Here is a 26,336-nt window from a genome sequence, read left to right on the forward strand (position 1 = left end):
ACTGTGGGGCTGGGGCTGGGGCTGGGGCTGGGGCTGGGGCTGGGGCTGGGGCTGGGGCTGGGGCTGGGGGTCAGCGTTTCGGGGCTAGACAGCCCAACCGGAAGCGGACTTACCAGCGAGGAGCCGCGAACCCACTCAGAGTTGAGCGGACCGGAACTGCACAACCCGCGCGCGATTTGAAAGGCAACCAAACGACCCGGATCGCGCCGCCCTTGCCCCACTCAACCGCCCTTGCCCCACCCAACCGCCGCCCGGCAACGCAACCCACCAGCGCACTACCCCTCCCCGCACCCTTCCCCCGCCCGGCCCCCGATTCTTTCCCCAACACGGCCTGGGTCGGTTTGTCAAGGCACTCTTTCCCGCCTTGCCAAACCGACCCAGGCCGTAGTGACGATAAAAAATCGGGGTGCTCCAGCACCCACCCCTACACTCGGCAATGGTGCGCTCCGCGCGCCGAGCCGGGCAGGAGCGGGCCAGCACAAAAAACCCTACTGCCGATACCCCTCAACCTCACCCACAGGCCGCACCTTCGCCTCATCCGGGTTCTCGTGGAACTCCGTCCGAGCCCGCCGCTGCCTCAACAGGTCCCAGCACTGATCAAGCTCCTGCTCCACCTTCGTCAGCTTCGCCTGATCATCCCCGGACAGGCCGGTACCGACCGACCGCGACCGCAGCTGGTGCTCCTCCGCGATGAGCTCGTCGATCCGGCCCAGGATCTCGCCATTCGCCATGGGGTGGTCCTCCTCACCTCGTTATACCGGCCCCTGACGCTACCCGCCGCCGGGGAATTCCCGTCCGGCGCCGTCCGTTGAGACAACCATGAGCACCGTTGAGCTGACCACCGCCAACTTCGACCAGACCGTGACCGACAACGACTTCGTCCTGATCGACTTCTGGGCGAGCTGGTGCGGGCCGTGTCGCCAGTTCGCGCCGGTGTACGACAAGTCGTCGGAGAAGCACTCCGACATCGTCTTCGCCAAGGTCGACACGGAGGCCGAGCAGCAGCTGGCCGCCGCGTTCGACATCCGGTCCATCCCGACGCTCGCCGTGATCCGCGACAAGACGCTGATCTACGCGCAGCCGGGCGCGCTGCCGGAGTCGGCGCTGGAGGACCTCATCCGCCAGGCCCGTGAGGTCGACATGGACGAGGTCAAGAAGGCCGCCGCCGAGCAGGCCGCCCAGGAGCAGGCCTGACGAAACACCCCGGAGCCGGGGTCATCCACGACGAAGGCCCCCTCAACCACCGGTGAAGTGGTCGAGGGGGCCTTCGCATGTCCTCAGGATCGGGTGACGAGCCCGCGCAGGAAGAACGCCAGGTTGGCCGGACGCTCGGCGAGCCGGCGCATGAAGTAGCCGTACCACTCGTCGCCGCACGGCACGTACACGCGCACCGTGCGCCCCTGCGCCGCGAGCTTCTTCTGCTCCTCGGGACGGATGCCGTAAAGCATCTGGAACTCGTGGTCGCCGGGCTTGCGGCCGTTGGCGGCGGCCAGCTGCTTCGCGATGGCGATCATCCGCGGGTCGTGCGAGGCCACCATCGGGTAGCCTTCGCCGGCCATCAGCACGCGCAGGCAGCGCACATAGGACTTGTCGACCTCGGCCTTGTCCTGGAACGCCACCTCGTCGGGCTCCGCGTAGGCGCCCTTGCACAGGCGCACGCGCGACCCCGGGCCGGACAGCTCGCGGCAGTCCTGCTCGGTGCGCTTGAGGTAGGCCTGCAGCACCGCACCGACCCACGGGTACTCGCTGCGCAGCTCGCGCAGAATCGCGAGCGTCGAGTCCGTGGTGGTGTGGTCCTCCATGTCGAGCGTCACCGTCGCGCCGACGGCCTCGGCCGCCGCACAGATCTTGCGCGCGTTCTCCAGCGCCACGCCCTCGCCGTCGCCGGGCAGGAACTGGCCGACGGCCGAGAGCTTCACCGAGACGTCGGCACCGGCGGCGAGGCCCTGGTCGGCGAGCGCCGAGAGCAGTTCCTCGTACGCCCGAACGGTGTCGGCCGCCTGCGTGGCGTCGGTCGTGTCCTCGCCGAGGTGGTCGATGGTGATCGACCGGCCGTCGGCGGCCAGCTCACGCGCGGCGCGCACGGCGTCGGCGGTCGTGGACCCGGAGACGAAGCGGCGCACGACGGATCGCGTCGCGGGCACCGCTTCGATCAACGCGCGCATCCGCTGGGATCGAGCGGCGGCGAGCAACGGGGCACGCAGCATGGCGGTCTCCCCCTCAGCCCTGGTGCGGGTAGCGCACGGTGGTCGGCGGCACGAACGTCTCCTTGATCGAGCGCGGGCTCGTCCAGCGGAGCAGGTTGAAGATCGAGCCGGCCTTGTCGTTGGTGCCCGAAGCGCGGGCCCCGCCGAACGGCTGCTGCCCGACGACGGCGCCGGTCGGCTTGTCGTTGACGTAGAAGTTGCCCGCCGTGTAGCGCAGCGCCTGCGAGGCCTTGGCGACGGCGGCGCGGTCGTTGGCGATCACGGAACCGGTGAGCGCGTAAGCCGCTGTCTCGTCGATGACCTTGAGCATCTCGTCGAACTGCCCGTCCTCGTACACGTGGACCGACAGGATCGGGCCGAAGTACTCGGTGCTGAAGATCTCGTGCTTCGGGTTGCTCGACACGAGGACCGTCGGCTGGACGAAGTAGCCCACACTGTCGTCGGCGGTGCCGCCCGTGAGGATCTCCACCTCGGCGTCGCCCTTCACGCGCTCGAACAGCGACGCGTGCTTGTCGAACGCGCGGCGGTCGATCACGGCGCCACCGAAGTGCGACAGGTCGCTGACGTCGCCGTAGGTGATGGCCTCGGTCTCGCTGATCAGGCCGTCCTTCAGCTGTTCCCACAGGCTGCGCGGCACGTACGCACGCGACGCGGCGGAGCACTTCTGGCCCTGGTACTCGAAAGCACCGCGGACCAGCGCCGTGCGCAGCACGTCGAGGTCGGCCGACGGGTGCGCGAGCACGAAGTCCTTGCCGCCGGTCTCGCCGACGAGGCGCGGGTAGCTGCGGTAACCGGCGATGTTCGCGCCGACGGTGCTCCACAGGTGCTGGAACGTCGGGGTGGAGCCGGTGAAGTGGATGCCCGCGAGGTCGCGGTGCGTCAGCGCCACCTCGGACACGGCCTTGCCGTCGCCGGGCAGCAGGTTGATCACGCCCGGCGGCAGGCCGGCTTCTTCGAGCAGCCGCATGGTCAGGTGCGCGGCGAGGCTCTGCGTGGGCGAGGGCTTCCACAGCACGGTGTTGCCCATCAGCGCGGGCGCGGTGGGCAGGTTGCCGGCGATCGCGGTGAAGTTGAACGGCGTGATCGCGTAGACGAAGCCTTCGAGCGGGCGGTGCTCCATGCGGTTCCACACGCCGGGCGAGCTGGCGGGCTGCTCGGCGAGGATGCGGCGGCCGAACTCGACGTTGAACCGCCAGAAGTCGGCGAGCTCGCACGCGGAGTCGATCTCGGCCTGCGTCGCCGTCTTCGACTGACCGAGCATGGTGGCGGCGTTGAGCGTGGCGCGCCACGGGCCGGTGAGCAGGTCGGCGGCGCGCAGCAGCACGGCGGCGCGGTCGTCGAACGACAGCGCGCGCCACTCCGGCGCGGCCTTGCCGGCGGCCGCGATGGCGTCCTGCGTGTCTTCCTCCGAAGCGCTGGAGATGGTGCCCAGCACGTGGCTGTGGTTGTGCGGCTCGACAACGTCGATCTTCTCGCCGCCTCCGGCGCGCTGCTCGCCGCCGACGGTCACGGTCAGGTCGACCGGACCGGCCTGACCCAGTTTCTTCAGCGCCCCTTCCAGCTCGGCGCGCTCGGCGCTGCCCGGTGCGTAGGTGTACACCGGCTCGTTCTTCGGGGCGGGTGTCTGGGTCACGGCGTCCACGGCGGCTCCCTCTGGTCTTTCTTCTGCAGTGGTGCTCTGTACTGCTGGGATGCCCGAACGGTAACTCCGGAAAGCGCCGACAGGTTTGTCCGAGCGGCTAGAATTGGAATGATGAACTTGTCCGATCGGATGAAGGTGGTCCAGTGACTGCCGAAGCGCCGGACGGCCTGCCCGCCACCTCGCTGCGCCACGTGCTGGCGACGCTGGGCGAGCCGCTCGTGCGCGTGCTGGTGGCGCCGCAGGGGCTGGGCGTCCGGGTCGACGACGTGGTGATCCTCGACCCCGAAGACCCCCCGGAGGCCCACCCGGGTGACCTCGTGCTGGTGATCGGCGCGCGCGGCCGGGCGGCCGCCGCGGCCATCCGGGCGGCTGGACGCGGCGGGGCGGCCGCGGTGGCCGTCAAGGGCGAGGGCGGCACGGACGTGGCGGCCGACGCGGGCGTCGCGCTGCTCACGGTGGGGACCGAGGCGCGGTGGGAACAGGTGGAGGCGCTGGCGCGCGGGGTCGTCGACGCGGCCCGGGCGGGCGGCGAGGCGGAGACCGGCGAGGTGCTCGGCGACCTGTTCGCACTGGCCCAGACGGTCGCGACACTCACCGGCGGTCTGGTCAGCATCGAGGACACCGCGAGCCGCGTGCTGGCGTACTCGCGCTCGTCGGACGAGGTCGACGAGTTGCGCCGGCTGTCGATCCTCGGCCGTGAGGGACCCGAGCGGTACCTGGCGATGCTGCGGCAATGGGGCGTCTACCAGCGGCTGCGCGCGGGCGAGGGCATCGTGCGGATCGACGAACGGCCCGAGCTGGGCATCCGCCGGCGCATCGCGGCCGGCATCCACGCGGGGCCGCAGCCGCTGGGCACGATCTGGGTGCAGGAGGGCGCCACGCCGCTCACCGAGCAGGCCGAGGTCGCGTTGCTCGGCGCGAGCCGCACGCTGGCGCCGCAGCTCATCCGGGCCCGCACGCTGCCGAGCCCCCAGCTGCGGCTGCGCGAAGACCTGCTGGCCGGGCTGCTGGAGGGCCGCGTCGACGCCGAGTCGGTGGCCGACGACATCGGCGCCGATCCCGCGCGGCCGGCACAGGTCCTGACGTTCGCGCTGTCCTCGACCGGTCCCGCCGCGTCGGACCGACTGCTGCGGCGCGCGGAGCTGGTGCACCTGATCGCGGTGCACACCGCGGCGTACCGGCGCAGCGCCCTGGTGAGCGTGCTGGGCGGGCGCGTCTACGCGTTGCTGCCCGATCTGCCGGAGCATTCGGACGCGGCGGTGCTGGCTCTGGCCAAGGAGATCGTGACGGCGGCGGAGCGGCACCTCGACGTGCCGGTGCGCGCGGCGCTCGGCGGCGTGGTCCCCCGGCTGTCCGACGCGGCCGCGTCTCGCGGCGACGCGGACCGCGTGCTGGTCGCGATGGCACGCGGCCGCTGGCCCGACAGTGTCGCGTCGCTGGCCGATGTCCGCGCCGACGTGCTGCTGTCGGAGGTTTTGGCGTACCTCGCCGACCAGCCCCGCATCCGCGACCCGCGGCTGACCGAGCTGCTCGCGCACGACGCCGACCACGGCGGGATCCTCGTGCCGGCAGTGCTGGCGTACCTCGACGCGTTCGGGGACGTGCGCGCGGCCGCGAAGGCGTTGAACATCCACCCGAACACCGTGCGGTACCGCGTGCGGCGGGCGGCGGAGGTTTCCGGCGTCGATCTCGGGGATCCGGCTCAGCGGCTGCTCACCCAGCTGCAGTTGCGGCTGTAGAAACCTTGTGCGGGGCGGAGTGCGGCCTCGCTAGGGTGCGGCATGGATCTTTTCCCCGGGCCTGGGGCGCCCTGCAGGAAGCCGTCCACTCCCTCGACGACGCGCAGTGGGTCGCGCCGTCCGGCTGCGCCGGGTGGCTGGTGCAGGACCTCGTGTTCCACCTGATCATCGGGGCGCAGGACATCCTGATCACGCTCGTGACGACCACCGACGCCCCCGCGACACGCGACGCCGTGACCTACTGGGAGCCCGGCGAACCGGGTGACGGCACGGAGGCCGAGTCGGTGTTCGTCCGGCGCGCCGCCGTCGCGTACTCCGGGCCGACCTCGCTCACGCACCACTTCGACGACCTGGCCGTCGCGGCGGGGAAAGCCGCGGCGGCCGCTGATCCCGCCGCCCGCGTGGAAACCCGCGACGAAGTGCTGACGGTCGCGGACTACCTCACGACGTACGTGGTCGAAGCGACGCTGCACCACCTCGACCTGACGCTGCACCTGTCCGGTGTGGACGGTCCACCGGCGTCGACACTGGCGGCGACGCGGGCGGTGGTGGAGGGCGTTGCCGGCCGGCCGCTGCCGTCGGAGGACGACCGGGAGGCGCTGCTGTACGCCACGGGCCGCCTGCCCGCTCCGCCCTCGTGGGCCGGGTTCGAGCCGGTGGCGCTGGGATGATCGTGTGGCTGAACGGCACGTTCGGCTCCGGCAAGACCACGACCGCGCGGGAGCTCACCGGGGCGCTGGGTGCGCGCCTGTTCGACCCGGAGTACGTCGGGTACTTGCTGCGCGTGCCATTTCCCGAACCGGAGGGGGATTTCCAGGACCTCGAGCTGTGGCGTCCGCTGGTGGTCGAGACCATGGCGCGCGTGCACGCGCACACCGGCGGACCGCTCGTGGCGCCGCAGACGATCCTCGTCGAGCGGTACGCGCGGGAGATCTTCGACGGTCTCCAGGCGCGCGGCATCACCGTGCACCACTTCGTGCTGCACGCGGACCGCGACGAGCTGCGCAGGCGCATCGAGGGCGGCGAGCAGGGTATTCGGCGGTGGCGGCTCGATCACCTCGACGCGTACGAGAAAGCTCTTCCCTGGCTTGAAAAATCGGGCACGGTGCTCGACACGGCGGGCACGCCGCCGGCCGAGGTCGCGCGCACGATTCTGGCCGCGGTGAACCGAACGCCGTGAACTGGAGGCCGTCAGCCGAGGGCTGGGGCAGCAGCGCTTCTGCCCCAGCCCCGCGCGCGTCACGCCGGGACGAGGCTGAACCGGCGACGTTCGACGTCGATCTGCTCGATGCGCACCGACAGGCGGACGCCGACTTCAGGAGCGGCGCCGCGGTCGGTCACGAGCAGGCCCCGGATGCCGGGCGCCACCTCGACGAACGCGCCGAACGGCAGCCGCTGCACGACGACGCCGTCAAGCACTCCGCCCGTGGCGTGCTCGGACAGCCAGGAGCGCCAGGTGGTTTCCGGGGCTCCGGTGGATTCCGATGTGGACAAAACGATTTCACCTCCCTTCGCGAACCGCGGAAATGTCCTCGGAGTTCGCGGGGGAGGGGTGGGCCACGGGCCCACCTGGGGGTCACGGCAAGGCCGGGTACCCCGTCTGCTCACGGCGCTCGGCCGACCCGGCAGTCATGCCTTTACCGTAGCAGTGTGTTCCGTTGCGGGTAAGCGTTTTTAAGCTGAGACCGAGAGCCCGGCCAGCTCGGCCAGTGCGGCGAACGACTCGACGCGGGCAGCCTGGTCGTAGGTACTCGTGCTGACCAGGAGCTCGTCAGCCCCGGTGGCCTGGACCAGCTCGCCGAGCCGGTCGGTCACCTCGGCGGGAGTGCCACCGATCTGGCTCGCGACGATGTCGTCGAGGCGCACGCGTTCGCGGTCCGTCTTGGGCAGCGCCAGGATCTCGTCGACGGGCGAGAGCGGCGGGAAGACGCCGTGGCTGCGCGAGTACACCGTCGACCACGCCTCGGGCACCAACAGCCGGCGGGCCTCCTCGTGGGTGTCCGCGACGGCGACCGATGTCGACACGACGACATACGGTTCGGCGCCCGCGAACGTGCTCCGGTAACGCCGGATGGCCTCGACCATCGCCCGCTCCCCGCGCGCCGGCGCGATCACCAGCGGCAGGCCCAGCTCGGCGGCGAGGTCGGCGCCGGAGCCGGTGGCCAGCAGGAACGTCGGCAGGCTCAGCCCCTCCGCCGGAATCGCGTGCACGCCGGGGTAGGCCGTCTGGTCGCCCCCGAAGAACGCGAGCAGCTCGCGCACCTGGCCGCCGAAGTCCTCGGCCGCCTCTCGCCCCTGCCCGAGTGCTTGCCGCACGCCGTCGGTGAACCCCACCGACCGGCCCAGCCCCAGATCGATCCGGCCCGGGAACAGGGACTCCAGCACCCCGAACTGCTCCGCCACCACCAGTGGCCGGTGGTTCGGCAGCATCACGCCACCCGTACCCACCCGGATCCGCGATGTCACCGACGCGACTGCCGCGGCCAGCACCGTCGGCGCCGACCCGGCCACCCCGGGCACGCTGTGGTGCTCCGACACCCAGAACCGGTGGTACCCGAGCCCCTCGATGTCCCGCGCGAACGCGACGGTGTCCCTCAGCGCCTGCGCGCTGCCCCGCCCGCGCCTGGCGGGCGAACGGTCGAGCACGGAGATCCGGAACGTCACCCTGGGATCAACACGGCCGCTGCGCGGCGGATTCCCCGGTGTGGCGAGCTACGGACGCCAGCGTTCGCTGTAGTCCGGGTGGTCGGCGTACGGCAGGGCGAGCAGCCGCAGCGTCAGGCACCAGTTCGACCCCGCCTCGTCGGCCGGGACGTGACAGGTCTCGCACCAGTACTCGCTGCCGTACAACGGAAAACCGGGGACCTTTTCGGACACCGTGGTGCGGTGGGCGAGCATGATACGGCGCGTGACCTCGACCTCGTTGATCATTTGGTTGACCACGTCGAGCTCGATGTCGCCGAGCGCGCGCACGCGTTGTTCGACCGCGACCTTCGTCTCGCCGCGGTTGAGCGCCTCGCCGTTCTTCGCCTTCTGCACCGCCTGCATGATCAGCGCCTGCCGCTGACCCACCCGCGCGGCGAGGAACGCGATCAGGTCGTCCACGAAAGGCCTCCCTCCTCGAGCCGGGCTCCTCCGGCGCGGGATAGTCGCCACGCAGCGCCGGGGCGTTACGCGCCAGACGTGCCGCGGGGGTCAACCCGAGCCCGCCGGACGCTACCCCACCCGCAGGCTGACCTGCGGGAACATTACGCAGCCGTAAAGGTGGGAATTCTTCGCGTTCGCCGAAGTTGATCACGGACGGTGAGTACCCGCGGCGACCGAGCGATCACTCGGTGTCCGGCCGCGCCTTGCTGGGCTGCACGCGCTTGGGTTCACCCGGCATCTTCGGGTAGTCCGGCGGGTACGGCAGCTCCGCGCCGCCCAGGTCGCGGTCGTCGCGGTCGTACCACTCCAGCAAGGTTTCCAGGCCGAACGCCGTTTCGTCCATCGGCGCGTGGAGGTCGCCGTGCTCGGCCAGGAAGGCCGGCACGGTGAGCACGTCGAAGTCGTCCGGGTGCACGTCGTCGAGCATCGTCCAGGTCAGGGGCGTGGACACGGTCGCGCGCTGCGTGCCGCGGACCGACCACGTGGATGCGACGGTGCGGTCGCGCGCCGCCTGGTTGTAGTCGAGGAACACGCGGCCGCCGCGTTCCTCCTTCCACCACGAAACGGTGGCCTTGTCCGGGACGCGGCGTTCGACCTCGCGCCCGAGCGCGATCACCGCGTGGCGCACGGCGATGAAGTCCCATTCCGGCCGGATGCGCACGAGCACGTGGACGCCGCGTCCGCCGGACGTCTTGGGGTAGCCGGTGAGTCCGGCGTCGGCCAGCACCTCGCGGACCACACGCGCCACCGCGACGGCGTCGTCGAAACCGGCCGAGTCCGGCGGGTCGACGTCGATGCGCAGCTCGTCCGGATGGTCCACATCGGACCGCCGAACGGGCCACGGGTGGAAGTCGAACGTGCCGAGGTTCGCCGCCCACGCGAACACCGCGGGTTCGGTCGGGCAGACCTCGTCGGCGGTGCGCCCGGACGGGAACGTGATCCGCGCGGTCTGGACCCACTCCGGCGCGCCCTTCGGCACGCGCTTGGCGTAGAACCACTCGCCCGCAACGCCGTCGACGTAGCGTTTGAGCGTGGTGGGCCGCTCGCCGATCGCGCGCAGCAACGGCTCGCCCACCGCGAGGTAGTGCTCCACCACCTGTCGCTTGGTGATGCCGCGCTCCGGGAAGTACACCTTGTCCGGGCTGGTGACCCTGACGGTGCGCTCCCCCACCTGGTACTCGACCGGATCGCCGTTCTTGGGCATGGGCCCACCGTAGCCGGATCCACGCCGCGCGCCTGCCGATCACGCGTTCCTCTACCGTGGACCGGGTGTCCGGCAGAACCAAGCTGATCCTCGCGCTCACCGTGCTCGTCCTCCTCGCGGCGGCCGCGGTGTTCCTGCCGATCCCCGGCCCGGCGGACCTGCGCCGGTGGGGCCAGGCGACCGGTCCCGCGACGCCGCTGGTGCTGCTGGTCGCGTACTCGTTGCTCACCGTGGCGCCCATTCCGCGCACGGTGTTCAACCTCGCGGCCGGGCTACTCGTCGGCAGTGTCGCGGGGATCGCGATCGGCCTGGTGTCGACGACGATCGCAGCTGGCCTGTCGTTCGGGCTCGCACGATTGCTGGGCCGTGACCTCGTGCTGCGCCACCTGCACCGCGCCCCCGTGCGCATCGTCAACGAACGGCTGTCCGGCGGCGGTGTGCTGGCGATCACCTCGCTGCGGCTGATCCCCGTGGTCCCGTTCGCGCCGCTGAGCTACCTGTGCGGGGTGTCGACGGTGAAACTGGTGCCCTACCTGGTCGGCACGCTGCTGGGCAGCGTCCCAGGCACGGTCGCCGTGGTGGTGCTGGCGGACGCGCTGACCGGCGACACGCCGCCCGCACTCCTCGGGTGTTACGCCGTTTTCGCCGCGGCCGGAGCCGTCGGCCTGGTCACGGTGCTGAAGAAGCGCACTCCCGCCGTCGAGGAGCAAGAGCCCGCCGCCTCCGCACCGGCTGGCTGACGGCGGCAACATCCACCCGACCGCTACACTCATTCGGGTGCGCGAGGGGTATCCGCGCTGAGTAAGGCCAGGATCACCGGGATTTCGTCAGGAGCGGTCGCCATCGACACCGGTCAGCTGATCGCGGGGCACTACCGCCTCGTCGAGCACATTGGTAGCGGTGCCATGGGTGTGGTGTGGCGCGCCGTCGACGTGCGCCTGGAACGGTCGGTGGCGATCAAGCAGATCCTGCCCCAGCCGGGCGTCTCCGAGGCCGAACGCGACAACATGCGCCAGCGCGCCATGCGCGAGGCGAAGAACGCGGCCCGCTTCCAGCACCCGAACGCGATCGTCGTCTTCGACATCGCCGAACACGGCGGCGACCCCTGCCTCGTGATGGAGTTCCTCGACGGCCCGAGCCTCTCGGCCGTGCTGGCCGAGCAGGGCACGCTGCCCGTCGGGCAGGTCGCGCGCATCGGGGAGCAGGTGGCCGCCGCGCTCGTCGCCGCGCACCGCTCCGGGATCGTGCACCGAGACGTGAAGCCCGGCAACATCCTCATCGACGAGACCGGCACCGCGAAGATCACCGACTTCGGCATCTCGCGCGCCGCCGGCGACATGACGCTCACGCAGACCGGCCTCATCGGCGGCACCCCGGCGTACCTCGCGCCCGAGCTGGCGCGCGGCGCCGACCCGGTGCCCAGCTCCGACGTGTTCGCCCTCGGCGCCACGCTCTACCAGGCCATCGAGGGCCAGACGCCCTACGGGAACACGACCAACCAGCTCGCCCTGCTCTACGCGGCCGCCAACGGCCAGATCAACCCGCCGACCCAGGCCGGCCCGGCCACCGCGCTGCTGATGAGCCTGCTGCGCAGCGAGCCCGGCGAGCGCCCGAGCATGGCCGAGGCCCGCGAAGGCCTGGCCAAGCTCGCGGCGGGCGAGCCGGCCGTGGGCCCGGAACTCCTTTCGTCCGGCCCCACCGAACGCCTCGACCGCGGCGGCTCACGTCCGCCGTGGCAGCGCGTGGACGGCCCGAAGCCGGGCGCCCCGATCCCGGCGCAGAAGGCCCCGTCGAACCCGCCGCGCACCCCGACGGCCGCGTTCATGCCGATGCGCTCGCCCGCCGCACCGCCCAACACGCCGCCACGGCCCCAGCCCGCCCTGCCCGCTCAGCCGGCTCCGCCGGCCCGGCCGACGCAGCAGCAGCCCCGCCCGGCTCCGACGGCCGCGGCGCCGAACTACCGCAACGCGTCGAGCACGCCACCGCCTGCCGACAACAAGCGCAAGTTCGCCCTCCTCGCGGGCGGTGCCGCGGCCGTGGTCGTGATCGCGGTGGTGGTGTTCCTGGTGCTGAGCTCGGGCAACAGCGGCGAGGGCAACGGTTCGAACACCGCGAACCAGCCGCAGCAGACGAACTCGACCGGCGCGCCGAAAACCCCCAGCACCGGCCCGTCCGCATCGCCGCCGGTTGCTGGGCTCGGCCAGACGCCGAACGACGGGGGCAAGCTCGCGCTCTCACCCGCCGGCCAGCGGGTGATCGACTTCTACAGCTTCCCGCAGGACGCGGCGGCGGCGTGGGCGATGCTCACCCCGGCCGCACAGCAGGTCTACGGCAGCCAGGCGGCATTCGACCAATACTGGCAGCAGTTCGGCAACGTGAGCAGCAGGGCCGCTCGGGGCAGTTACAACGCCGACAACTCGGTGAACATCTCGGTCACCGTGGTATTCCGCGACCACTCGGAGAGTCGCGAGTTCCGCGTCGTCAACTCCGGCGGACAGATCCTCATCGACTCGGACACGAAGAGCCAGAAGGACACCACCCAGGGCTGACTCGCCGGCTCGCGACGGCGTCACCAGGAGCTACGCCACTGTTGCGAAGCAGTGAGACTCACCGCGCGGGGAGTGTGGTGAGCAGGGGTAATGGCCTACCGTGGAGCCATGGCCGAGAGCGGAGCTGTACAGCCGGGCTGGAATCCTCGGTTCCACGAGGATCTCGTCGGGCTGGATCCGTACGACCCGGAGGCGCGCGCGTTCGCCGCGCACCTCGACCGGATGGAGCGCACTGGCCCGACGTTCACCGTCGAAGCGTGCCTCGACCAGGTCTCCGACTTCGCCGATTCCAGCAGCCGCGCGGGCGGGCTGCGCTACTGGGTTTCGGCGCTCATCGCGGCGTTGATCGTGCTCGGGGTGATCGTGACCGCATGGCAGATCGTGACCCACGCGATCGCTTTCCTGGCGGGGTAACGTGGGCGAAGTGAAAGGTATGAAACCCGTGGTCGGCACCACGCCCCGTGTGGTGAAGTCCGAGCAGGAGTGGCGCGAGCAGCTGAGCCCCGAGGAGTATGCGGTGCTCCGCCAGGCCGGCACCGAGCGGCCGTTCGTCGGCGAGTACACCGACACCAAGACCACCGGCGCGTACGAGTGCCGGGCCTGTGGCGCCGAGCTGTTCCGCAGCGACACGAAGTTCGAGAGCCACTGCGGCTGGCCGTCGTTCTTCGATCCGGCGGACTCCGACGCCGTGCTGCTGCGCGAAGACCGCACGCTCGGCATGCGCCGCATCGAGGTGCTCTGCGCCTCGTGCCACAGCCACCTCGGTCACGTCTTCGAGGGCGAGGGCTACGACACGCCGACCGACCAGCGCTACTGCATCAACTCGATCTCGCTGAAGCTGGTTCCCGAGACCGAGTGACACCGACGATCACCGAAGAGCGCCCTCCCCACCGGGAGGGCGCTTTTTTCTCGGGAGATCAGGCAACCACGACGTCGTCGCGCGCGTGCACGAAACACAACGCACCGGGGGAGGCGCCATGACACTCCTCGCCACCATCGCCGGAACTCTCCTCGGCGTACTCGTGTTCCTCGACGGCCTCCGTCGTGACCGCAGGGCCCGGGCCGGCTTCCGCGGCGCCGCTCGCCCGGATTCCCTGGCGCAGATCGCGTTCCTCACCGCCGGCCGGCACCGGACCGGCGAAACCGTGGTGGCGGCGATGGTCGAACGCGAGCAGCTGCGGCTCGACAGCAGCGGCCGGCTGTACCGCACGCCGCTGGCACCCGCCGACGCGCTGAGCGTGGCCGCGGCCGAGCTCGTGGGCGTCCGGCACCGCACTTCGCCAACGTCGTCCGACGGCTGTCCACGACCGACGTCACGGCCGAGCTCGACGGGGACCTCGTGGTGCGGGGGCTCGTCGTCGACACCGCCAAGCTGCGCCGGCGATGGTGGTGGGCGGCCGCCGCGCAGGCCGCGCTCGCGGTCGGTGGTTTGGTGCTGGGTGTGGCATCCGGGAGCTGGTTCGTCGCCGCGGCCGTGGTTGTGGTCGCCCTTCTCGGGGCGCTGCCGGTCATGCGTTCCCGGCAGGCGGCCGAGCGCACCGACGCGGGCCACGAAGCCGTGCGCGCGGCGTGGGCCGACCGCAGCCTCGTGACGGGAGCCGCGGGCGCCGTCGTGCTCGGCGGGCTGGGAGCCATCCCGACCGCGAGACGCGGATCGTCTTCAGCCGCGGCCGGAAAACCCGGTCCGATCACCCCGAGTACCACCGCGGCGCCGGCCCCGGCGGTGGATGGCTTTATCCGGCGTTGACCGGCTGCGGTTCGAGCTGCGGCAGCGGCTCGGGGTGCAGTGGCGGCTCAGGATGTGGTGGCGGTTCGAGCTGCGGTGGCGGCTCCGGCAGCTGCTGACGGAACCGAGGCGCCGCCGACGGCGTCAGTTGTGCCGACCCACCCGGTGAACCGGGTCGGTATGGTCCGGCGACTGCGAAAGTGAGGGAGGCACACCGTGAACGAGACCTGGGGGATTTCGGGACCGCAGTTCCTGGCGTGGTACGGAATCGTGCTGGCCGTGGTGCTCATGGTGCAGGTGGTGTGGCCGCGCGTCGCGCGCACGCGGGCGGTCGAGCACACCGGTGAGCTTCCGGACGTCTACCACCTCGCGTACCTCGCCGGCGGACCCGAGCGCGTGGCCGACACGGCGATCGCGGCGCTGGTGGACCGCGGCCTGCTGCGGGTGAACAGCGAGGGGCTCGTGACGGCGGCGGGGAAGCGCCCGTGGCACAAGATCGAACGGTCGGTGCACGAAGGCGCCAAGGGCGCCACCGGCGGCACCACTCGCAGCCTGCGGGCCAAGGCCGCCCGGTCGAAGGCGATGAGCGACCTCGAAACCGAGATGCAGCGCACCGGCCTGCTGACCTCCGGCAGCGAAGCGCGGCCGTTCCACACCACGGTCTTGCTGGCTTACCTGGTTCTCCTGGTGGTCGGAGCCGTGCGGTTCGTGACGGGTGCGGCGAACGACCGGCCGGTCGGCTGGCTCTTCCTGCTGCTCGTCGTGGCCTTGGTGCTGACGATCGTCGCCGGGGTCGTGCGCAGCCGCAAGCGCGTGCGGATCACGCCGAGGGGCCGAGGCGCACTCACCCGCGCCCGGTCCTCGAGCAGCACGCAGGGTGCGGCGCAACCGGCCTTGCTGCTCGCCGGAGCGGCCGGCGCCGTGGCGCTGGGCGGGCTCGCGATGTACCCGGACGACGAGCTGAGCGCGGCGCTGATCCCGCCCTTCCAACCGTTCGCCGGGTCCGGCGGTGGTTCGCCGGGCGGCGGTTCATCGTGCAGCAGCAGCTCGTCGTGCAGCAGCGGGTCTTCTTGCAGCAGCGGTTCCTCCTGCGGTTCTTCGTGCGGTGGCGGTGGGGGTTGCGGTGGTTGACCGGCTCGGTGTCGGCATCGGCTGGCGGACCGAGCTGGACCTGTCGATCGCGCGGCTGCCCGGTGTCGACTGGGTCGAGGTCGTCGCCGAGAACCTCCACGCGCCGCACCTGCCCGAAAGCCTGCTGGCGTTGCGGCAGCGCGGCATGCCCGTGTTGCCGCACGCCGTTTCGCTCTCGCTCGGCGGGGCCGAACCGCTGGACACCCAGCGCGTCGAGCACCTCGCCGAGCTGGCCCGGGCGCTCGACGCGCCGCTCGCCAGCGACCACGTGTGCTTCGTCCGCGCGGGCGGGCTCGACTCCGGGCACCTCATGCCGCTGCCGCGCACCCCCGAGGCGCTCGACGTGCTCGTGGCCAATGTCCGCCTCGCTCAGTCCATTGTGGACGTCCCCTTGGCACTGGAGAACATCGCGGCCGTACTGGAATGGCCGGAGAACACGTTGTCGGAGGAGCAATTCCTCACCGAGCTCACCGAGCGCACGGGGTGCCTGCTGATCGTCGACGTGGCGAACCTGTATGCCAACGCACGCAACGTCGGCACCGACCCGGCGGCGTTCCTCGACGGGATCCCCTGGGAGCGCCTGGCCTACGTGCACATGGCGGGCGGGGTCGAGCGCGACGGCGTCTACCACGATACGCACGCGCACCCGGTGCTGCCCGAGGTCCTCGACCTGCTCGCCGAGCTGCGCCACCGCACCGATCCGCCGGGCGTGCTGCTGGAACGCGACGACGACTACCCCACCGACACCGAGCTGGCCGCAGAACTTGCCGCCCTGCGCGCGACGGTGACGGCGTGAGCCGCGAGGAGCTCGCCGCCCGGCAGGCCGCGCTGCTCGACGCGCTGCTCACCGGCGCCCCGCCCCCGCCGGGGTTCGCGCCCGAACGGCTGCGCGTGGAGGCCGACGTCCTGCTCGCCAAACGGCGCCGGCTCATGGCGTACCTCAGGCCCAACCTGGCCGAAAGCCTGGGCGAGCGCTTCGCCCCGCTCTTCGACGCCTACGCCGCCACGCACCCGAAAACCGACACGATCCGTGCGCGCGAGTACGCCGACGCGTTCGCCACCTGGGTCGCCGACCGAGAACCCGCGAAGCGCCGGCGCTGGTTCAGGAACTGACCGGGTGCCACACCGCGCTGTCCGCACCGGGCAGGTGCGACGCGTGGTCCCAGTGCGGCTGGGCGCCCGGCAGGTCGCCGGCCATCTTCACGCGCGTGAGCTTGCCGAAGTCGCTGTCGACTTCTTCGACGAGATCGCCGTAGTCCGCTGAGTCCACAAGGGACGCAGCCGGCTCCTTGCGGCCCAACGAATCCAGCCACCGGCCCGTGCCCGCGAGCGACAGCCGCACGTTCCAGCTGCCGCCCTCGACGACCGTGCGGCGCACCGCCGTCATGATCGCCGCGGCCGCGAGCCAGCCCGTGGTGTGGTCGAGCGCCTGCGCGGGCAGCGGCGTCGGCCGGTCGGTGCCGGCGACGCGAGCGCCTTCCTCGGCGATGCCCGACGCCATCTGCACCAGGCTGTCGAACCCGCGGCGGCGGGCCCACGGGCCTTCCCAGCCGTAGGCCGACAGGTCGGCCGTGACGAGACCCGGCCGCAGCTCGGCCATCTCCTGCGGACCGAATCCGATTCGCTCGAGCGCGCCGGGACGGAACGACTGCAGCACCACGTCGGCGCGCGCGATGAGCTTCTTCAGCCGCGCCCGGCCGCCCTCGGTGTCGAGCGCGACGAACCCCGAACGCTTGCCGTGGCCGGTGTCCATCGTGAGCGCGGGGATGCGCGGCAGGTGCGCGGCACCGACGTGGAGCACGTTCGCGCCGTGGGCCGCGAGCACGCGGCCGGCGACGGGCCCGGCGAGCACGTGCGTCAGCTCCAGCACCCGGACCCCGCCCAGCGGCCGGTCGGAGTCGAAGAGCGTGTTCTTCGGCGCGTCGCCGACCTGCCGGATCTCGGCGATCGGCAGGCCCGCGACGGCCTGGCCCTGCGGGTGCGCGAGCCACTCGTCGCGCGAACGCAGGAGCGCGGCCGCGCCGCCCGCCGTGACCACGGCCGACTCGACCTCGGCGGCCGTCTTGGCGGCCACGGTCTTCGCGACGGCCTCGCGCTGCGCGGGCACACCGAGCGACCAGCACACGGCGGCCTCGTGGCGCGGGTAGTTCGCGTGGAGCTTGACCCAGCCGTCGGACGCGAGGTAGTCGCCGGCGATCGGCCCCCACGGGCTCGGGGGCAGCTCGCCGTCCACTCGCAGGAAGGCTTCGCTGCGCACGGCGGCCGCGGCGTGGCGCGTGTCGGCGCCCACCGTGCCGGGGTCGATGCCGCGCAGGCGCAGCAGCTCACCGGCGGCCAGCGTGGCGGCCGCGATGCCCGCCGTCGCGGCGGCCTCGACCCGGAAAGTCCCGGGCAGCACGGACTCGTCGCCGGTCAGGGACACGGCCGGGAGGGATTCGCCGGTGAGCGTCTGCCACACCCCGGCCAGCACGTCCTGCACCGCGGTTACGGCAGTGCCGCGACGAGCTCGGCGGGCGCCACGCGCGTGCCGGTGTAGAACGGAATCTCCTCGCGCACGTGGCGGCGGGCCTCCGTCGCGCGCAGGTGACGCATGAGGTCGACGATGCGGTGCAGCTCGTCGGCCTCGAACGCGAGGATCCACTCGTAGTCGCCGAGCGCGAACGACGCCACGGTGTTGGCGCGCACGTCCGGGTAGTCGCGGGCTTCCTTGCCGTGGTCGGCGAGCATCTTGCGCCGCTCCTCGTCCGGCAGGAGGTACCACTCGTACGAGCGGACGAACGGGTACACGCAGATGTACTTGCGCGCTTCCTCACCGGCGAGGAACGCGGGGATGTGGCTCTTGTTGAACTCCGCCGGCCGGTGCAGCGCCACCTGGCTCCACACTGGGGTCGACGCGCGGCCCAGCGGCGTGCGCCGGAAGCCGTTGTAGGCGGCCTGGACCTGCTCGATCTCCTCGGCGTGCCACCACACCATGTAGTCGGCGTCGGCCCGGAGCACGGACAGGTCGTAGACGCCGCGCACCACCACGCCCTTGTCGGCGAGCCCGTCGAGGAACTCCGCCGTCTCCTGTCCCGCGGTCCCGCGGTCCTCGCCGAGGCGGCCGGGCTCCACCCGGAAGACCGACCAGGCGGTGTAGCGGATGCTGTCGTTGAGCTCGTTGTAGTTCAGCCGCGCCATGGCTCCATCCTCGCACCGCGCGGCATTCGGGCGCCAAGCGCCTCCGTCACGTCACACTGTGAAGCTCGCCGCGATCCGCTTCGCGGCGGCATCGGCGGTCGCAACGCACGCCGGGAGGCCGACGCCGTGCAGCGTCGCGCCCGCCACGGCGAAGCCGGGGACCCGGTCGACAGCGGTTTCGATGCGCTTCACGCGCTCGAGGTGCCCGGCGCCGTACTGGGGCAGGCCGCCGCCCCAGCGGGTGACCAGCGTGTCGAGCGGCTCGGCGGTGACGCCGGTGAGGCGGGCGAGGTCCTCGCGGACGGCGCGCACCAGGGCTTCGTCGTCGCCGTTCAGCGCGCCCGGCTCGCGGAAGCGGCCGACGGAGCCACGGACGAGCACCGGGCCGGCGGCGCCGTAGTGGGCCCACTTGTTGGCGGAGAAGGTGAACGCCTTCGACGCGTAGGGCACGCCCTCGGGGTCCTTCTCCCCCGCGCCGATGAGGATCCCGGACGCGTCGGACAGCTCGGTGCCGGGCGGCAGCGCGAGGGCGACCACGGCCATCGACGCCAGCTCGACCTCGCCGAACGCCTCGGACGCGGCCGGGACGACGTCGGCGAGGAGCTTGCGCGCGGCGGGCGCGGGCACGGCGAGTACGACGGCGTCGACGTCCACCGGAGTGTCTTCGGGGGCGTGGGCCGGGGCGGCGGCGCCGACGTCGAGGCGCCAGCCGTTCGCGGTGCGGGTCAGCGCGCGGACGGTGGCGGAGGTGCGCACCGTGGCGCGGGACAGCTCGCGCAGGCGGTCCAGGAGTGTGGTCAGGCCGCCGGTCAACGTCCCGAACACGGGCGCGGTGCCGGGGGTTTTCGGCAGCAGGGAGGCCGCGGCGTCGGTGAGCGAGCCGGCGCCCTCGGCGACGGCCTTGGCCAGGCCGGGCATGGTCGCGCGCAGGCCGAGGCCGTCGGCGCCGCCCGCGTAGACACCGCCGAGCAGCGGGTCGACGAGCCGGTCGACGAGCTCGTCGCCGAAGCGGGCACGCAGCAGCGGGCCGAGGGGCAGGTCGGCGGCGGTGAGCTCGACGGGGCCGAGGGAGCGTTCCTTCTCGACGGCGAGGCGGCCTTCTTCGGAGAGCACGCCGGCCACGGCGTCGGCGGAGGCGGGCACGCCCATGACCGTGCCGGCCGGGAGGCCCGTGACGGTGCCACCGGCGTGGATTTTGGCGCGCGCCTTGGTGGGGTGCACGAGGTGCTCGCCCAGCCCGACCTCGGCGACCAGCGCCGTGACCTCGGGCCGGCGGGCGAGGAACGCCTCGGCGCCCACGTCGTAGGGCACGCCGCCGACCACGGCTGTGCGCAGCTTGCCGCCGACGGCGGGGGCGGCTTCGAAGACGGTGATCGCGACGGCGTCGCCGAGCAGCGTCCGCAGGCGGTAGGCCGCGGTCAGGCCGGAGATGCCGCCGCCGACGACGGCGACGTGCTTCACAGCGAGTGCACCAGCTCGACGACGCGGGTGAGCACCTCGGGCTCGACGCTCGGCAGCACGCCGTGGCCCAGGTTGAAGATGTGCCCGTCGGCCGCGCGACCCTCGTCGACGATCCGGCGCACCTCGGCCTCGATCACCGGCCAGCCCGCGTAGAGCAGCGCCGGGTCGAGGTTGCCCTGCACCACGGCCTTGCCGCCGAGCAGGCGCACGGCCTCGTCGAGCGGCACGCGCCAGTCGACCCCGACGACGTCGGCGCCCGCGTCGCGCATCGCCACGAGCAGCTCGCCCGTGCCGACGCCGAAGTGGATCCGCGGCACGCCGTAGTCCGCCACGCCGGCCAGCACCTTCGCCGAGTGCGGCTGGACGAACTCGCGGTAGTCGCGCTCGGACAGCGCACCCGCCCACGAGTCGAACAGCTGGATGGCGTCGGCGCCGGCGTCGAGCTGCGCGCGCAGGAAGGTGAGCGCGATGTCGGCGAGGCGGCCGGCCAGCTCGTGCCAGAGCTCGGGTTCGGCGTGCATGAGCGCCTTGGTGTGCTCGTGGTTGCGGCTCGGGCCGCCCTCGATGAGGTAGCTGGCCAGCGTGAACGGCGCCCCGGCGAAACCGATCAACGGCGTGTCGCCCAGGCGTTCCACGAGCAGGCCCACGCCCTCCGCGACGCGCTCGACCTGCTCGGCCTCCAGCAGCGGCACCGCCCGCACGGCGGCGAGGTCGCGCACCGGCTTGGCCACCACGGGCCCCGTGCCCGGCACGATGTCGATGTCCAGGCCCGCCGCCTTCAGCGGTACCACGATGTCGCTGAACAGGATCGCCGCGTCCACGCCGTGCCGGCGCACCGGCTGCAGCGTGATCTCGGCGAGCATCTCGGGGTCGAAGCACGCGTCGAGCATCGCGACGCCCTCGCGCAGCTTCCGGTACTCCGGCAGCGACCGCCCGGCCTGGCGCATGAACCACACGGGCGTGCGCACGGGCTTCGCCCCGCGCGCGGCGGCCAGGAACGGCGACTCCGCCAGCACTCGCCGCGCGGCGACAGCGGAGGCGGTTTCGGACGCGGAGGACTCAGACACAGACGAAAGCTCAGGCACGAAGCCCATCGTCCCACGCCTCGCGCACCAGCCTGGCCGCGGCGGTGCCCGCGCCCGGTTCGGCCGCGTTTGTCCTCCGTTGCCCGCGGGAGGCGGGCCACTCGGCCACCTCCGGGTTGGGCCTGCCACCGAGACCGGCTGTCCGACCGCGCACGGCGGATCAAGGCGTCCCGGCCTCACGGCCTGGCCGCTCGGCGGCCTCCGAGGTCGGGTTGTCGGACCGGCCGCCCGACCACCATGCCCGGATCAAGCCGCGGCAGCCGGAGTTGTCGTCGGCCCACCGAGCGGCCGGAAGGTCCAGCCGGCCCGCACCGAGCACGCCACCGGACCGGCCGCACGCCCCCCAACCGGCGCTCCGGTCACAACCGGCCGCCCGGCCAGCGGCCGCCGACCTCCGTGAAGTCACACCTGCCCACACCCGCGGTCCTCGGGCCGTACCGGCCCGCCGCCGCGAAGTCCGACCGGCCTTCCCGCCGGATCAAGCCCCCGCGCCGGAAACCGCCCGGCCCGGGCGAACGGCCGGCGGACGGCGCTGTCCTGGCGCGTCGGATCCGATCGCCAGAGTTCGGTCGGTTCACGGTCGCGGCTCCCCCATCCCCTCGGCACGACCGTCGAAGCCGCGACCAGCACCGCGGCCGGATCAAGCCCCCGCGCCCGATTCGCCCGGTCCCGGCGACCCGCCGGCGGACCACTGGGCCGGTCGGGTCGTCCCTCGGCGCGCCTGCGGCCGCAACGGGGCGGCGCCGCCCTACAGTCGTTGCGTGACCGCGATGACACCAGTGCCCGAACTCTTCCGCGAAGCCGTCGCGGCGCTGAAGTCCGTGCGGCCGCGTCCCGAGGTGCGGCTGGAGACCATGCGGGCGCCGCAACGGCTGGCGCCGTGGTCGTTCGCGGTGAGCTGCGAGGTGGCCGGGCCCGCGGACGTGCTGGCGTCGGGGCGGCTGGTGCTGCTGCACGACCCCGACGGCCAGGAAGGCTGGGACGGCGTCCTGCGGCTGGTCATGTACGTGCGGGCCGAGCTCGACCGCGAGCTGGCCACCGATCCGTTCCTGCCGGCCGTCGGCTGGTCGTGGCTGACCGACGCGCTGGAAGCGTCCGGGGCCTCGTGGACCGCGCTGGGCGGCACGGTCACGGAAACCTCCTCGGCGCGGTTCGGCGACATCTCCGGGCCCCCGCGCACCGACGATCTCGAACTGCGGGCGTCCTGGACGCCCACCGACGCCGCGCTGCGCGCCCACGGCTACGCGTTCTGCCAGGTGATGGCGAGCGTGGTGGGGCTGCCGCCGGTCGGCGTCACGTTGTTCGAACAGCGCCAGAGCTCCTGACCCACCGAAGTTCACCCGGACGGGCCGCCCGTCCGGGTCCTTCGCGCGCCGCAGAACGTCCACGAGCGCCCGCGTTGGTCTGGACAACCGGCGACACCGGCGACGGACCGAACGCGATTCTGAGAGCCGTTCACGTCCGTCCACCTGGGACCGCGCGCACTAGCACGCACGGACGCCCACGTTCGTGAAGACCCCATGATCACGGGCTGTCATGCGCCGGTCACGCCTGCAAAGCCACCCCGAGGCCCGCAGAGCCCCCGAAGCAGCCCCACCCAGAGCCCCCTCCACGCCCCGGTGCAAACGTGAAGAAAGTTGATCTTGCCCCGGCGGAGGGCGGTTTCCGGTGTCTGGTGGACTGCTCAGAAGACGTCCAGGCGGAAGCACCCGCAGGTGCACGGCCCACCTGCACGGGCGTTTCGGGTTCGGTAACCCTGTTGCATCGCCTCCGGAAGCCGTTCCGTTAGCAACGAGCTCAGCACTAGCCCAATCGTGTGACGGTGAACGCCCTGAGTGACGAGTCGTTTCAGATAGATACCCGTTCGATCCCCCCGTAATGTCCTCCGGGCGGCTACAGTGCCTTCGACGACACCACTTTCGGTCTAAAGCTGGCGCGGCTGAACGGCCGAAGGTCCCGGTGCCGGTCGGGGGGCACGACCGACTCCAGGGAGGTAGTGACGTGGCTACCGTCGGCTTATCTCAGGCCGTTCGATCCACGCCAGCCGGTGCTTTGCCGGCGAGCATGGTTCCGCACCCGCGGGAAGAGCTTTTTTCCGTGTTGGTGGTCGATGACCACCCGCTGTTGAGGGAGGCAATCGCAGCACGACTCGCACAGATGGGTGCGGGCACGGTCCACGAAGCCGCCACGGTGGCCGAGGCGAGGGCGCGAGCACAGGCCACCGGCCCGTGCGACCTGGCGATCCTCGATCTCGGACTGCCGGACGGCAGCGGCATCGAGCTGGTTACGGAACTCCGTAGCCACGGGTGGCCGCGTGTGGTGGTGCTCGCATCGTCCGACGACCCGTACGCGGTTCGGTCGGCGTTCCAGGCCGGTGCCCAGGCGTACCTGCTGAAGTCCGCTTCGCCGGTGGTGGTCACCGACGGCGTGCGCAGGGTTCTGGAAGGCGGCGTGTACGCCGATCCGAGCGTGGCCCCGGTCCTGGCGACCGGCACGCGGGTCGCCGGTACCGACAACACCCCGCGTGAGCTCTCCGCCCGTGAGGTGGAGGTGCTCCAGCTCGTCGCCGACGGGCAGTCGAACAAGGAGATCGGGGAGGAGCTTTCCCTCTCCGCGCTCACCGTGAAGTCGCACCTCTCCCGCATCGGGCGCAAGCTCGGCACGGGTGACCGGGCACAGATGGTCGCATTGGCTATGCGCGCCGGTGTGATCCGCTGACGAAGGCAGACAGAGGCCCTGCGGGGCGGGCGGACCAGGCGCGGTACGCCCGTCCCGTAGGGTCGTCAGCTATGGGAAGTGCACAGGCGGACGGCGCCCGGACCGGAGAGACCACCACCGAGGACGCCGGATCGCCCGTGCTGCTACGCGAGCCCGCCGAAGGCACACCCCCCGTGGTGACCGATCCGGCGGCGCTCGCCGAGGCGTGCGCGCGGCTCGCCGCGGGAACCGGTGCCGTGGCCGTGGACACCGAACGGGCGTCCGGCTATCGCTACTGGCCCAAGGCGTACCTCGTGCAGCTGCGCCGCGAAGGCTCCGGCACGGTGCTGCTCGACCCGATCGCGCTGGCCGACGACCTCGCTCCTCTGCGCGAAGTCCTCAACGACACCGAGTGGGTGCTCCACGCCGCGTCCCAGGACCTGCCGTGCCTGGCCGAGCTGGACCTGCACCCCAAGAGCCTCTTCGACACCGAGCTGGCCGGCCGGCTGGCGGGCTACGAGCGCGTGGCGCTGGGCACGCTCGTCGAGCTGCTGCTCGGCTACACGCTCGAGAAGGGCCACAGCGCCGCCGACTGGTCGAAGCGGCCGCTGCCCGTCGACTGGCTCAACTACGCCGCCCTCGACGTCGAGCTCCTCAACGAGCTGCGCGAAAAGCTCGAGATCGAGCTGGAGTCCCAGGGCAAGCTCGAATGGGCGCGGCAGGAGTTCGAGGCCGTGCGCACCGCGCCGCCGCCCGCCCCGCGCGCTGAACCCTGGCGCCGCACGTCGGGCGTGCACAAGATCCGCAGCCCGCGCGGCCTCGCCGCCGTGCGCGAGCTGTGGCAGGCCCGCGACGAGCTGGCCCGCAAACGCGACCGCGCGCCCAGCCGCATCCTGCCCGACAGCGCCATCGTCAACGCCGTGACTGCCGACCCGAAAACCGTCGAAGAGCTGCAGGCGCTGCCGGTGTTCAGCGGCCGCGTGCAGCGCAAGTACACGGCCAGCTGGCTGCGGCACCTCCAGGCAGCCAAGGCGCTGCCCGCGAGTGAGCTCCCCAGCCCCACCCAGCCCTCGGACGGCCCACCCCCGGTCAACCGCTGGGCCGACAAGGACCCCGACGCGGCCGCCCGCCTCTCCGCGGCCCGCGCCGCGCTGGCCGCCATCGCCGAGGACCGGCGGCTGCCCGTGGAGAACCTCATGCTGCCCGACCTCGTGCGCCGCACCTGTTGGCGCCCGCCGGCCGACCTGTCGGAAGACGGGGTGGCCGCGGTGCTGCAGGCGGGCGGGGCCCGGCCGTGGCAGGTGGAGTTGACGGTGGGGGCGCTGAGCAAGGCGCTGCATTCGACGGCTTCTGCCTGAAAGCGCCCACGCTCCCCGGCCGCGGTGGATCACATCTCGCCGAGCCACGCGGCGGCCTCGCGAGTCCGCGTGTGCCCCGGGCCGAGAGCCGCGCCGAAGCCGGCGACCACGGCTTCCAAGCCGCGGATCGCCTCCTCGCGATGGCCACGACGCGCCACGACGCGCGCGAGGGTCGCTTGCGCTGCGAGCAGGGCGGGGTGGCCGGCCGGCCAGGCGCCGGTGGCCAGGACTACGCCGGCCTCGCGTTCGGCGGCGTCGAGGTGGCCGGCTTCCAGGTGGGCGCGGGCGAGCGAGCCGCGGATGAGCAACGACCCGCGTGAGGGTTTCGAGCGAGCGGCGAGGACCGAACCCAGCAAGTCCGCGGCCTCCTCGGCTTCGCCCGCGAGCAGCAAAGCTGTGGCGAGGGCCTCCCGGAACCCGGCGGTGCCGTGGCGGGCGAGGAGTTCGCGGAGGGGCGCGACGACCGCCGCCGGATCACCCCGCTGCGCGCGGACCACCAGGCCGATCGCGGCCATCCTGTCGCGCGTGCGGTCGGTCGTGGCCAGGGCTGTCAGCTCCGCGGCCGAACGCTCGGCCTCCCCATGGCGGTCGAGCTCGCGCCGCAAAACCAACTTTCGGGTAGCGGTTCACACGGGTCACCGCGTGAACCGGGCCGAGTTCGGCCGCGCAGGAGCGCCAGTGGGTGTCGAGCACGTCGAGTGCCTCGGTGTAGCGCCCGGCCACTTCGAGCACCAGCGCGAGGTTGAGGCGGGCCTGGAAGGTGCCGGGCTCCTTCGCGCCCCACGTTCGCTCGTAGGCCTCGGCGGTCCGCACCAGCACCGGCACCGCCTCGTCCGGCCGGCCCTGCTCGGCCTGGCTGAGGGCGAGGTTCGTCCACGCGGCCAGGGTGTTCGGGTGCCGGGCACCGACCACCCGCGCCAGCACCGGCGCGAGCTCGGCGAACAACGCTTCGGCGGCCGGCCAGTCGCCCGCCGTCATCAGCGCTCGGCCCAGATCGTGCCGGCGCCGGAGGGCGGGCAGGCTCTCGGGGTTGCGGACCTTCGCCAGCGCAGCCCGCAGCCTTGTGTCCTCGTCGGCCGCGCCGGTTGCGGGCCGGGAACGGAACAGTTTCACGGCTGACGGCCGCTCGGTCTGGGCACCGCAGCAGTCTGCCGGGCGCAGCGCAGACGGTCCAGAACCTCTTGACCAGCCAGCTTTCCCTGGAGGCCCACCG

The 26,336-nt window shown here is 72.3% G+C and carries 29 protein-coding genes; 15 read left to right on the top strand and 14 right to left on the bottom strand.

What is annotated here, in order from left to right:
• Positions 1-488: 488 nt before the first annotated feature.
• The gene (locus AB0F91_RS11040; RefSeq protein WP_360596755.1) at positions 489-731 is read right to left on the bottom strand and encodes a DUF2630 family protein; all 243 of its coding nucleotides are present in this window, start codon (positions 729-731) and stop codon (positions 489-491) included.
• Between the two features lie 88 nt (positions 732-819).
• Between AB0F91_RS11040 and trxA the strand changes: the two genes are divergently transcribed.
• Complete coding sequence (gene trxA / locus AB0F91_RS11045) at positions 820-1,194, top strand: thioredoxin (protein ID WP_360596756.1); 375 nt, start codon at positions 820-822, stop codon at positions 1,192-1,194.
• Between the two features lie 83 nt (positions 1,195-1,277).
• Here the strand turns inward: trxA and AB0F91_RS11050 are convergent, their stop codons facing one another.
• Together AB0F91_RS11050 and pruA are read right to left on the bottom strand one after the other, a co-directional pair.
• Positions 1,278-2,207: a proline dehydrogenase family protein gene (locus tag AB0F91_RS11050; protein WP_360596758.1), complete on the bottom strand. Its 930-nt coding sequence runs from the start codon at positions 2,205-2,207 to the stop codon at positions 1,278-1,280.
• Positions 2,208-2,220: 13 nt separating this feature from the next.
• A complete protein-coding gene (gene pruA, locus AB0F91_RS11055) occupies positions 2,221-3,849 on the bottom strand; it encodes an L-glutamate gamma-semialdehyde dehydrogenase (RefSeq protein ID WP_360596759.1) in 1,629 nt (542 codons plus the stop codon).
• Between the two features lie 143 nt (positions 3,850-3,992).
• Between pruA and AB0F91_RS11060 the strand changes: the two genes are divergently transcribed.
• The 3 genes from AB0F91_RS11060 to AB0F91_RS11070 are packed head-to-tail and all read left to right on the top strand — an operon-like array spanning position 3,993 to position 6,768.
• Positions 3,993-5,588, top strand: coding sequence for a helix-turn-helix domain-containing protein (locus AB0F91_RS11060; RefSeq protein ID WP_360596760.1), 1,596 nt, complete (start codon positions 3,993-3,995; stop codon positions 5,586-5,588).
• Between the two features lie 35 nt (positions 5,589-5,623).
• A complete protein-coding gene (locus AB0F91_RS11065; protein ID WP_360596762.1) occupies positions 5,624-6,259 on the top strand; it encodes a maleylpyruvate isomerase N-terminal domain-containing protein in 636 nt (211 codons plus the stop codon).
• Entirely contained in the window at positions 6,256-6,768 is a 513-nt protein-coding gene (locus tag AB0F91_RS11070) for an AAA family ATPase (RefSeq protein WP_360596763.1), read from the top strand. Before AB0F91_RS11065 ends, AB0F91_RS11070 begins: the two co-directional genes overlap by 4 nt.
• 59 nt (positions 6,769-6,827) lie before the next feature.
• Here AB0F91_RS11070 and AB0F91_RS11075 read toward each other — a convergent pair whose 3' ends face one another.
• The 4 genes from AB0F91_RS11075 to AB0F91_RS11090 all read right to left on the bottom strand — a co-directional run bounded on the left by AB0F91_RS11075 (position 6,828) and on the right by AB0F91_RS11090 (position 9,939).
• Positions 6,828-7,082 (bottom strand): hypothetical protein, encoded by a 255-nt coding sequence (locus AB0F91_RS11075; protein WP_360596765.1) that lies wholly within the window; start codon positions 7,080-7,082, stop codon positions 6,828-6,830.
• A 180-nt stretch (positions 7,083-7,262) separates the two neighbouring features.
• Positions 7,263-8,252, bottom strand: coding sequence for an LLM class flavin-dependent oxidoreductase (locus AB0F91_RS11080; RefSeq protein ID WP_360596767.1), 990 nt, complete (start codon positions 8,250-8,252; stop codon positions 7,263-7,265).
• 48 nt (positions 8,253-8,300) lie between these two features.
• Positions 8,301-8,693 (bottom strand): DUF6221 family protein, encoded by a 393-nt coding sequence (locus tag AB0F91_RS11085; RefSeq protein WP_360596769.1) that lies wholly within the window; start codon positions 8,691-8,693, stop codon positions 8,301-8,303.
• Between the two features lie 223 nt (positions 8,694-8,916).
• Positions 8,917-9,939, bottom strand: coding sequence for a DNA polymerase domain-containing protein (locus tag AB0F91_RS11090; protein WP_360596771.1), 1,023 nt, complete (start codon positions 9,937-9,939; stop codon positions 8,917-8,919).
• Positions 9,940-10,004: 65 nt separating this feature from the next.
• Between AB0F91_RS11090 and AB0F91_RS11095 the strand changes: the two genes are divergently transcribed.
• From AB0F91_RS11095 to msrB, 4 genes are all read left to right on the top strand, one after another.
• Complete coding sequence (locus AB0F91_RS11095; RefSeq protein ID WP_360596772.1) at positions 10,005-10,679, top strand: TVP38/TMEM64 family protein; 675 nt, start codon at positions 10,005-10,007, stop codon at positions 10,677-10,679.
• A gap of 117 nt (positions 10,680-10,796) precedes the next feature.
• Positions 10,797-12,488 (top strand): serine/threonine-protein kinase, encoded by a 1,692-nt coding sequence (locus AB0F91_RS11100; RefSeq protein WP_360597090.1) that lies wholly within the window; start codon positions 10,797-10,799, stop codon positions 12,486-12,488.
• Positions 12,489-12,596: 108 nt separating this feature from the next.
• On the top strand, positions 12,597-12,902 hold the full coding sequence (locus AB0F91_RS11105) for a hypothetical protein (protein ID WP_220238380.1): 306 nt from the start codon (positions 12,597-12,599) through the stop codon (positions 12,900-12,902).
• Positions 12,903-12,921: 19 nt separating this feature from the next.
• Complete coding sequence (msrB, locus tag AB0F91_RS11110; protein WP_360596774.1) at positions 12,922-13,347, top strand: peptide-methionine (R)-S-oxide reductase MsrB; 426 nt, start codon at positions 12,922-12,924, stop codon at positions 13,345-13,347.
• A gap of 58 nt (positions 13,348-13,405) precedes the next feature.
• Here the strand turns inward: msrB and AB0F91_RS11115 are convergent, their stop codons facing one another.
• Complete coding sequence (locus tag AB0F91_RS11115; protein ID WP_360596775.1) at positions 13,406-13,759, bottom strand: hypothetical protein; 354 nt, start codon at positions 13,757-13,759, stop codon at positions 13,406-13,408.
• Positions 13,760-13,830: 71 nt separating this feature from the next.
• Here AB0F91_RS11115 and AB0F91_RS11120 point away from each other — a divergent pair, with 71 nt between their 5' ends.
• The 4 genes from AB0F91_RS11120 to AB0F91_RS11135 all read left to right on the top strand — a co-directional run bounded on the left by AB0F91_RS11120 (position 13,831) and on the right by AB0F91_RS11135 (position 16,458).
• Entirely contained in the window at positions 13,831-14,235 is a 405-nt protein-coding gene (locus tag AB0F91_RS11120; RefSeq protein WP_360596777.1) for a hypothetical protein, read from the top strand.
• Between the two features lie 195 nt (positions 14,236-14,430).
• Positions 14,431-15,345 (top strand): TIGR04222 domain-containing membrane protein, encoded by a 915-nt coding sequence (locus tag AB0F91_RS11125; RefSeq protein ID WP_360596779.1) that lies wholly within the window; start codon positions 14,431-14,433, stop codon positions 15,343-15,345.
• On the top strand, positions 15,338-16,141 hold the full coding sequence (locus tag AB0F91_RS11130; protein ID WP_360596780.1) for a DUF692 domain-containing protein: 804 nt from the start codon (positions 15,338-15,340) through the stop codon (positions 16,139-16,141). The genes AB0F91_RS11125 and AB0F91_RS11130 overlap by 8 nt, the downstream gene beginning before the upstream one ends.
• Positions 16,138-16,458 carry a hypothetical protein gene (locus tag AB0F91_RS11135; protein WP_360596782.1) on the top strand — a complete coding sequence of 107 codons (321 nt, stop codon included), beginning with the start codon at positions 16,138-16,140 and terminating at the stop codon, positions 16,456-16,458. The genes AB0F91_RS11130 and AB0F91_RS11135 overlap by 4 nt, the downstream gene beginning before the upstream one ends.
• Here the strand turns inward: AB0F91_RS11135 and AB0F91_RS11140 are convergent.
• From AB0F91_RS11140 to hemE, 4 genes are read right to left on the bottom strand one after another with little or no spacing between them, the layout of a single operon-like run.
• A complete protein-coding gene (locus tag AB0F91_RS11140) occupies positions 16,448-17,824 on the bottom strand; it encodes a CoA transferase (RefSeq protein ID WP_360596784.1) in 1,377 nt (458 codons plus the stop codon). The two genes, AB0F91_RS11135 and AB0F91_RS11140, sit on opposite strands and share 11 nt — an antisense overlap.
• Positions 17,825-17,829: 5 nt before the next feature.
• Positions 17,830-18,522, bottom strand: a complete 693-nt coding sequence (hemQ, locus tag AB0F91_RS11145; protein ID WP_220238375.1) for a hydrogen peroxide-dependent heme synthase — start codon at positions 18,520-18,522, stop codon at positions 17,830-17,832.
• Positions 18,523-18,573: 51 nt separating this feature from the next.
• Positions 18,574-19,983: a protoporphyrinogen oxidase gene (hemG, locus tag AB0F91_RS11150; protein ID WP_360596785.1), complete on the bottom strand. Its 1,410-nt coding sequence runs from the start codon at positions 19,981-19,983 to the stop codon at positions 18,574-18,576.
• Complete coding sequence (gene hemE / locus AB0F91_RS11155) at positions 19,980-21,077, bottom strand: uroporphyrinogen decarboxylase (RefSeq protein ID WP_360596787.1); 1,098 nt, start codon at positions 21,075-21,077, stop codon at positions 19,980-19,982. Before hemE ends, hemG begins: the two co-directional genes overlap by 4 nt.
• A gap of 752 nt (positions 21,078-21,829) precedes the next feature.
• Here hemE and AB0F91_RS11160 point away from each other — a divergent pair.
• From AB0F91_RS11160 to AB0F91_RS11170, 3 genes are all read left to right on the top strand, one after another.
• Positions 21,830-22,393: a DUF3000 domain-containing protein gene (locus AB0F91_RS11160; RefSeq protein WP_360596788.1), complete on the top strand. Its 564-nt coding sequence runs from the start codon at positions 21,830-21,832 to the stop codon at positions 22,391-22,393.
• Between the two features lie 676 nt (positions 22,394-23,069).
• Positions 23,070-23,786 carry a response regulator transcription factor gene (locus tag AB0F91_RS11165; RefSeq protein WP_033291604.1) on the top strand — a complete coding sequence of 239 codons (717 nt, stop codon included), beginning with the start codon at positions 23,070-23,072 and terminating at the stop codon, positions 23,784-23,786.
• Positions 23,787-23,857: 71 nt separating this feature from the next.
• Positions 23,858-25,123 carry a ribonuclease D gene (locus tag AB0F91_RS11170; RefSeq protein ID WP_360596791.1) on the top strand — a complete coding sequence of 422 codons (1,266 nt, stop codon included), beginning with the start codon at positions 23,858-23,860 and terminating at the stop codon, positions 25,121-25,123.
• Between the two features lie 29 nt (positions 25,124-25,152).
• Here the strand turns inward: AB0F91_RS11170 and AB0F91_RS11175 are convergent, their stop codons facing one another.
• Both AB0F91_RS11175 and AB0F91_RS11180 read right to left on the bottom strand, forming a co-directional pair.
• Positions 25,153-25,638 (bottom strand): hypothetical protein, encoded by a 486-nt coding sequence (locus AB0F91_RS11175; RefSeq protein ID WP_360596793.1) that lies wholly within the window; start codon positions 25,636-25,638, stop codon positions 25,153-25,155.
• Positions 25,598-26,236: a tetratricopeptide repeat protein gene (locus tag AB0F91_RS11180; protein WP_360596794.1), complete on the bottom strand. Its 639-nt coding sequence runs from the start codon at positions 26,234-26,236 to the stop codon at positions 25,598-25,600. Before AB0F91_RS11180 ends, AB0F91_RS11175 begins: the two co-directional genes overlap by 41 nt.
• Positions 26,237-26,336 lie beyond the last annotated feature (100 nt).

This window comes from Amycolatopsis sp. NPDC023774, assembly GCF_040639695.1.
Classification (GTDB): Bacteria; Actinomycetota; Actinomycetes; order Mycobacteriales; family Pseudonocardiaceae; genus Amycolatopsis.

Excerpts from the sequence above, each read along its gene's own strand:
- AB0F91_RS11040 (WP_360596755.1), bottom strand. The coding sequence starts at position 731 with ATGGCGAATGGCGAGATCCTGGGCCGGATCGACGAGCTCATCGCGGAG.
- trxA (WP_360596756.1), top strand. The coding sequence starts at position 820 with ATGAGCACCGTTGAGCTGACCACCGCCAACTTCGACCAGACCGTGACC.
- AB0F91_RS11050 (WP_360596758.1), bottom strand. The coding sequence starts at position 2,207 with ATGCTGCGTGCCCCGTTGCTCGCCGCCGCTCGATCCCAGCGGATGCGC.
- AB0F91_RS11070 (WP_360596763.1), top strand. The coding sequence starts at position 6,256 with ATGATCGTGTGGCTGAACGGCACGTTCGGCTCCGGCAAGACCACGACC.
- AB0F91_RS11090 (WP_360596771.1), bottom strand. The coding sequence starts at position 9,939 with ATGCCCAAGAACGGCGATCCGGTCGAGTACCAGGTGGGGGAGCGCACC.
- AB0F91_RS11105 (WP_220238380.1), top strand. The coding sequence starts at position 12,597 with ATGGCCGAGAGCGGAGCTGTACAGCCGGGCTGGAATCCTCGGTTCCAC.
- msrB (WP_360596774.1), top strand. The coding sequence starts at position 12,922 with ATGAAACCCGTGGTCGGCACCACGCCCCGTGTGGTGAAGTCCGAGCAG.
- hemQ (WP_220238375.1), bottom strand. The coding sequence starts at position 18,522 with ATGGCGCGGCTGAACTACAACGAGCTCAACGACAGCATCCGCTACACC.
- hemE (WP_360596787.1), bottom strand. The coding sequence starts at position 21,077 with ATGGGCTTCGTGCCTGAGCTTTCGTCTGTGTCTGAGTCCTCCGCGTCC.
- AB0F91_RS11170 (WP_360596791.1), top strand. The coding sequence starts at position 23,858 with ATGGGAAGTGCACAGGCGGACGGCGCCCGGACCGGAGAGACCACCACC.
- AB0F91_RS11175 (WP_360596793.1), bottom strand. The coding sequence starts at position 25,638 with ATGGCCGCGATCGGCCTGGTGGTCCGCGCGCAGCGGGGTGATCCGGCG.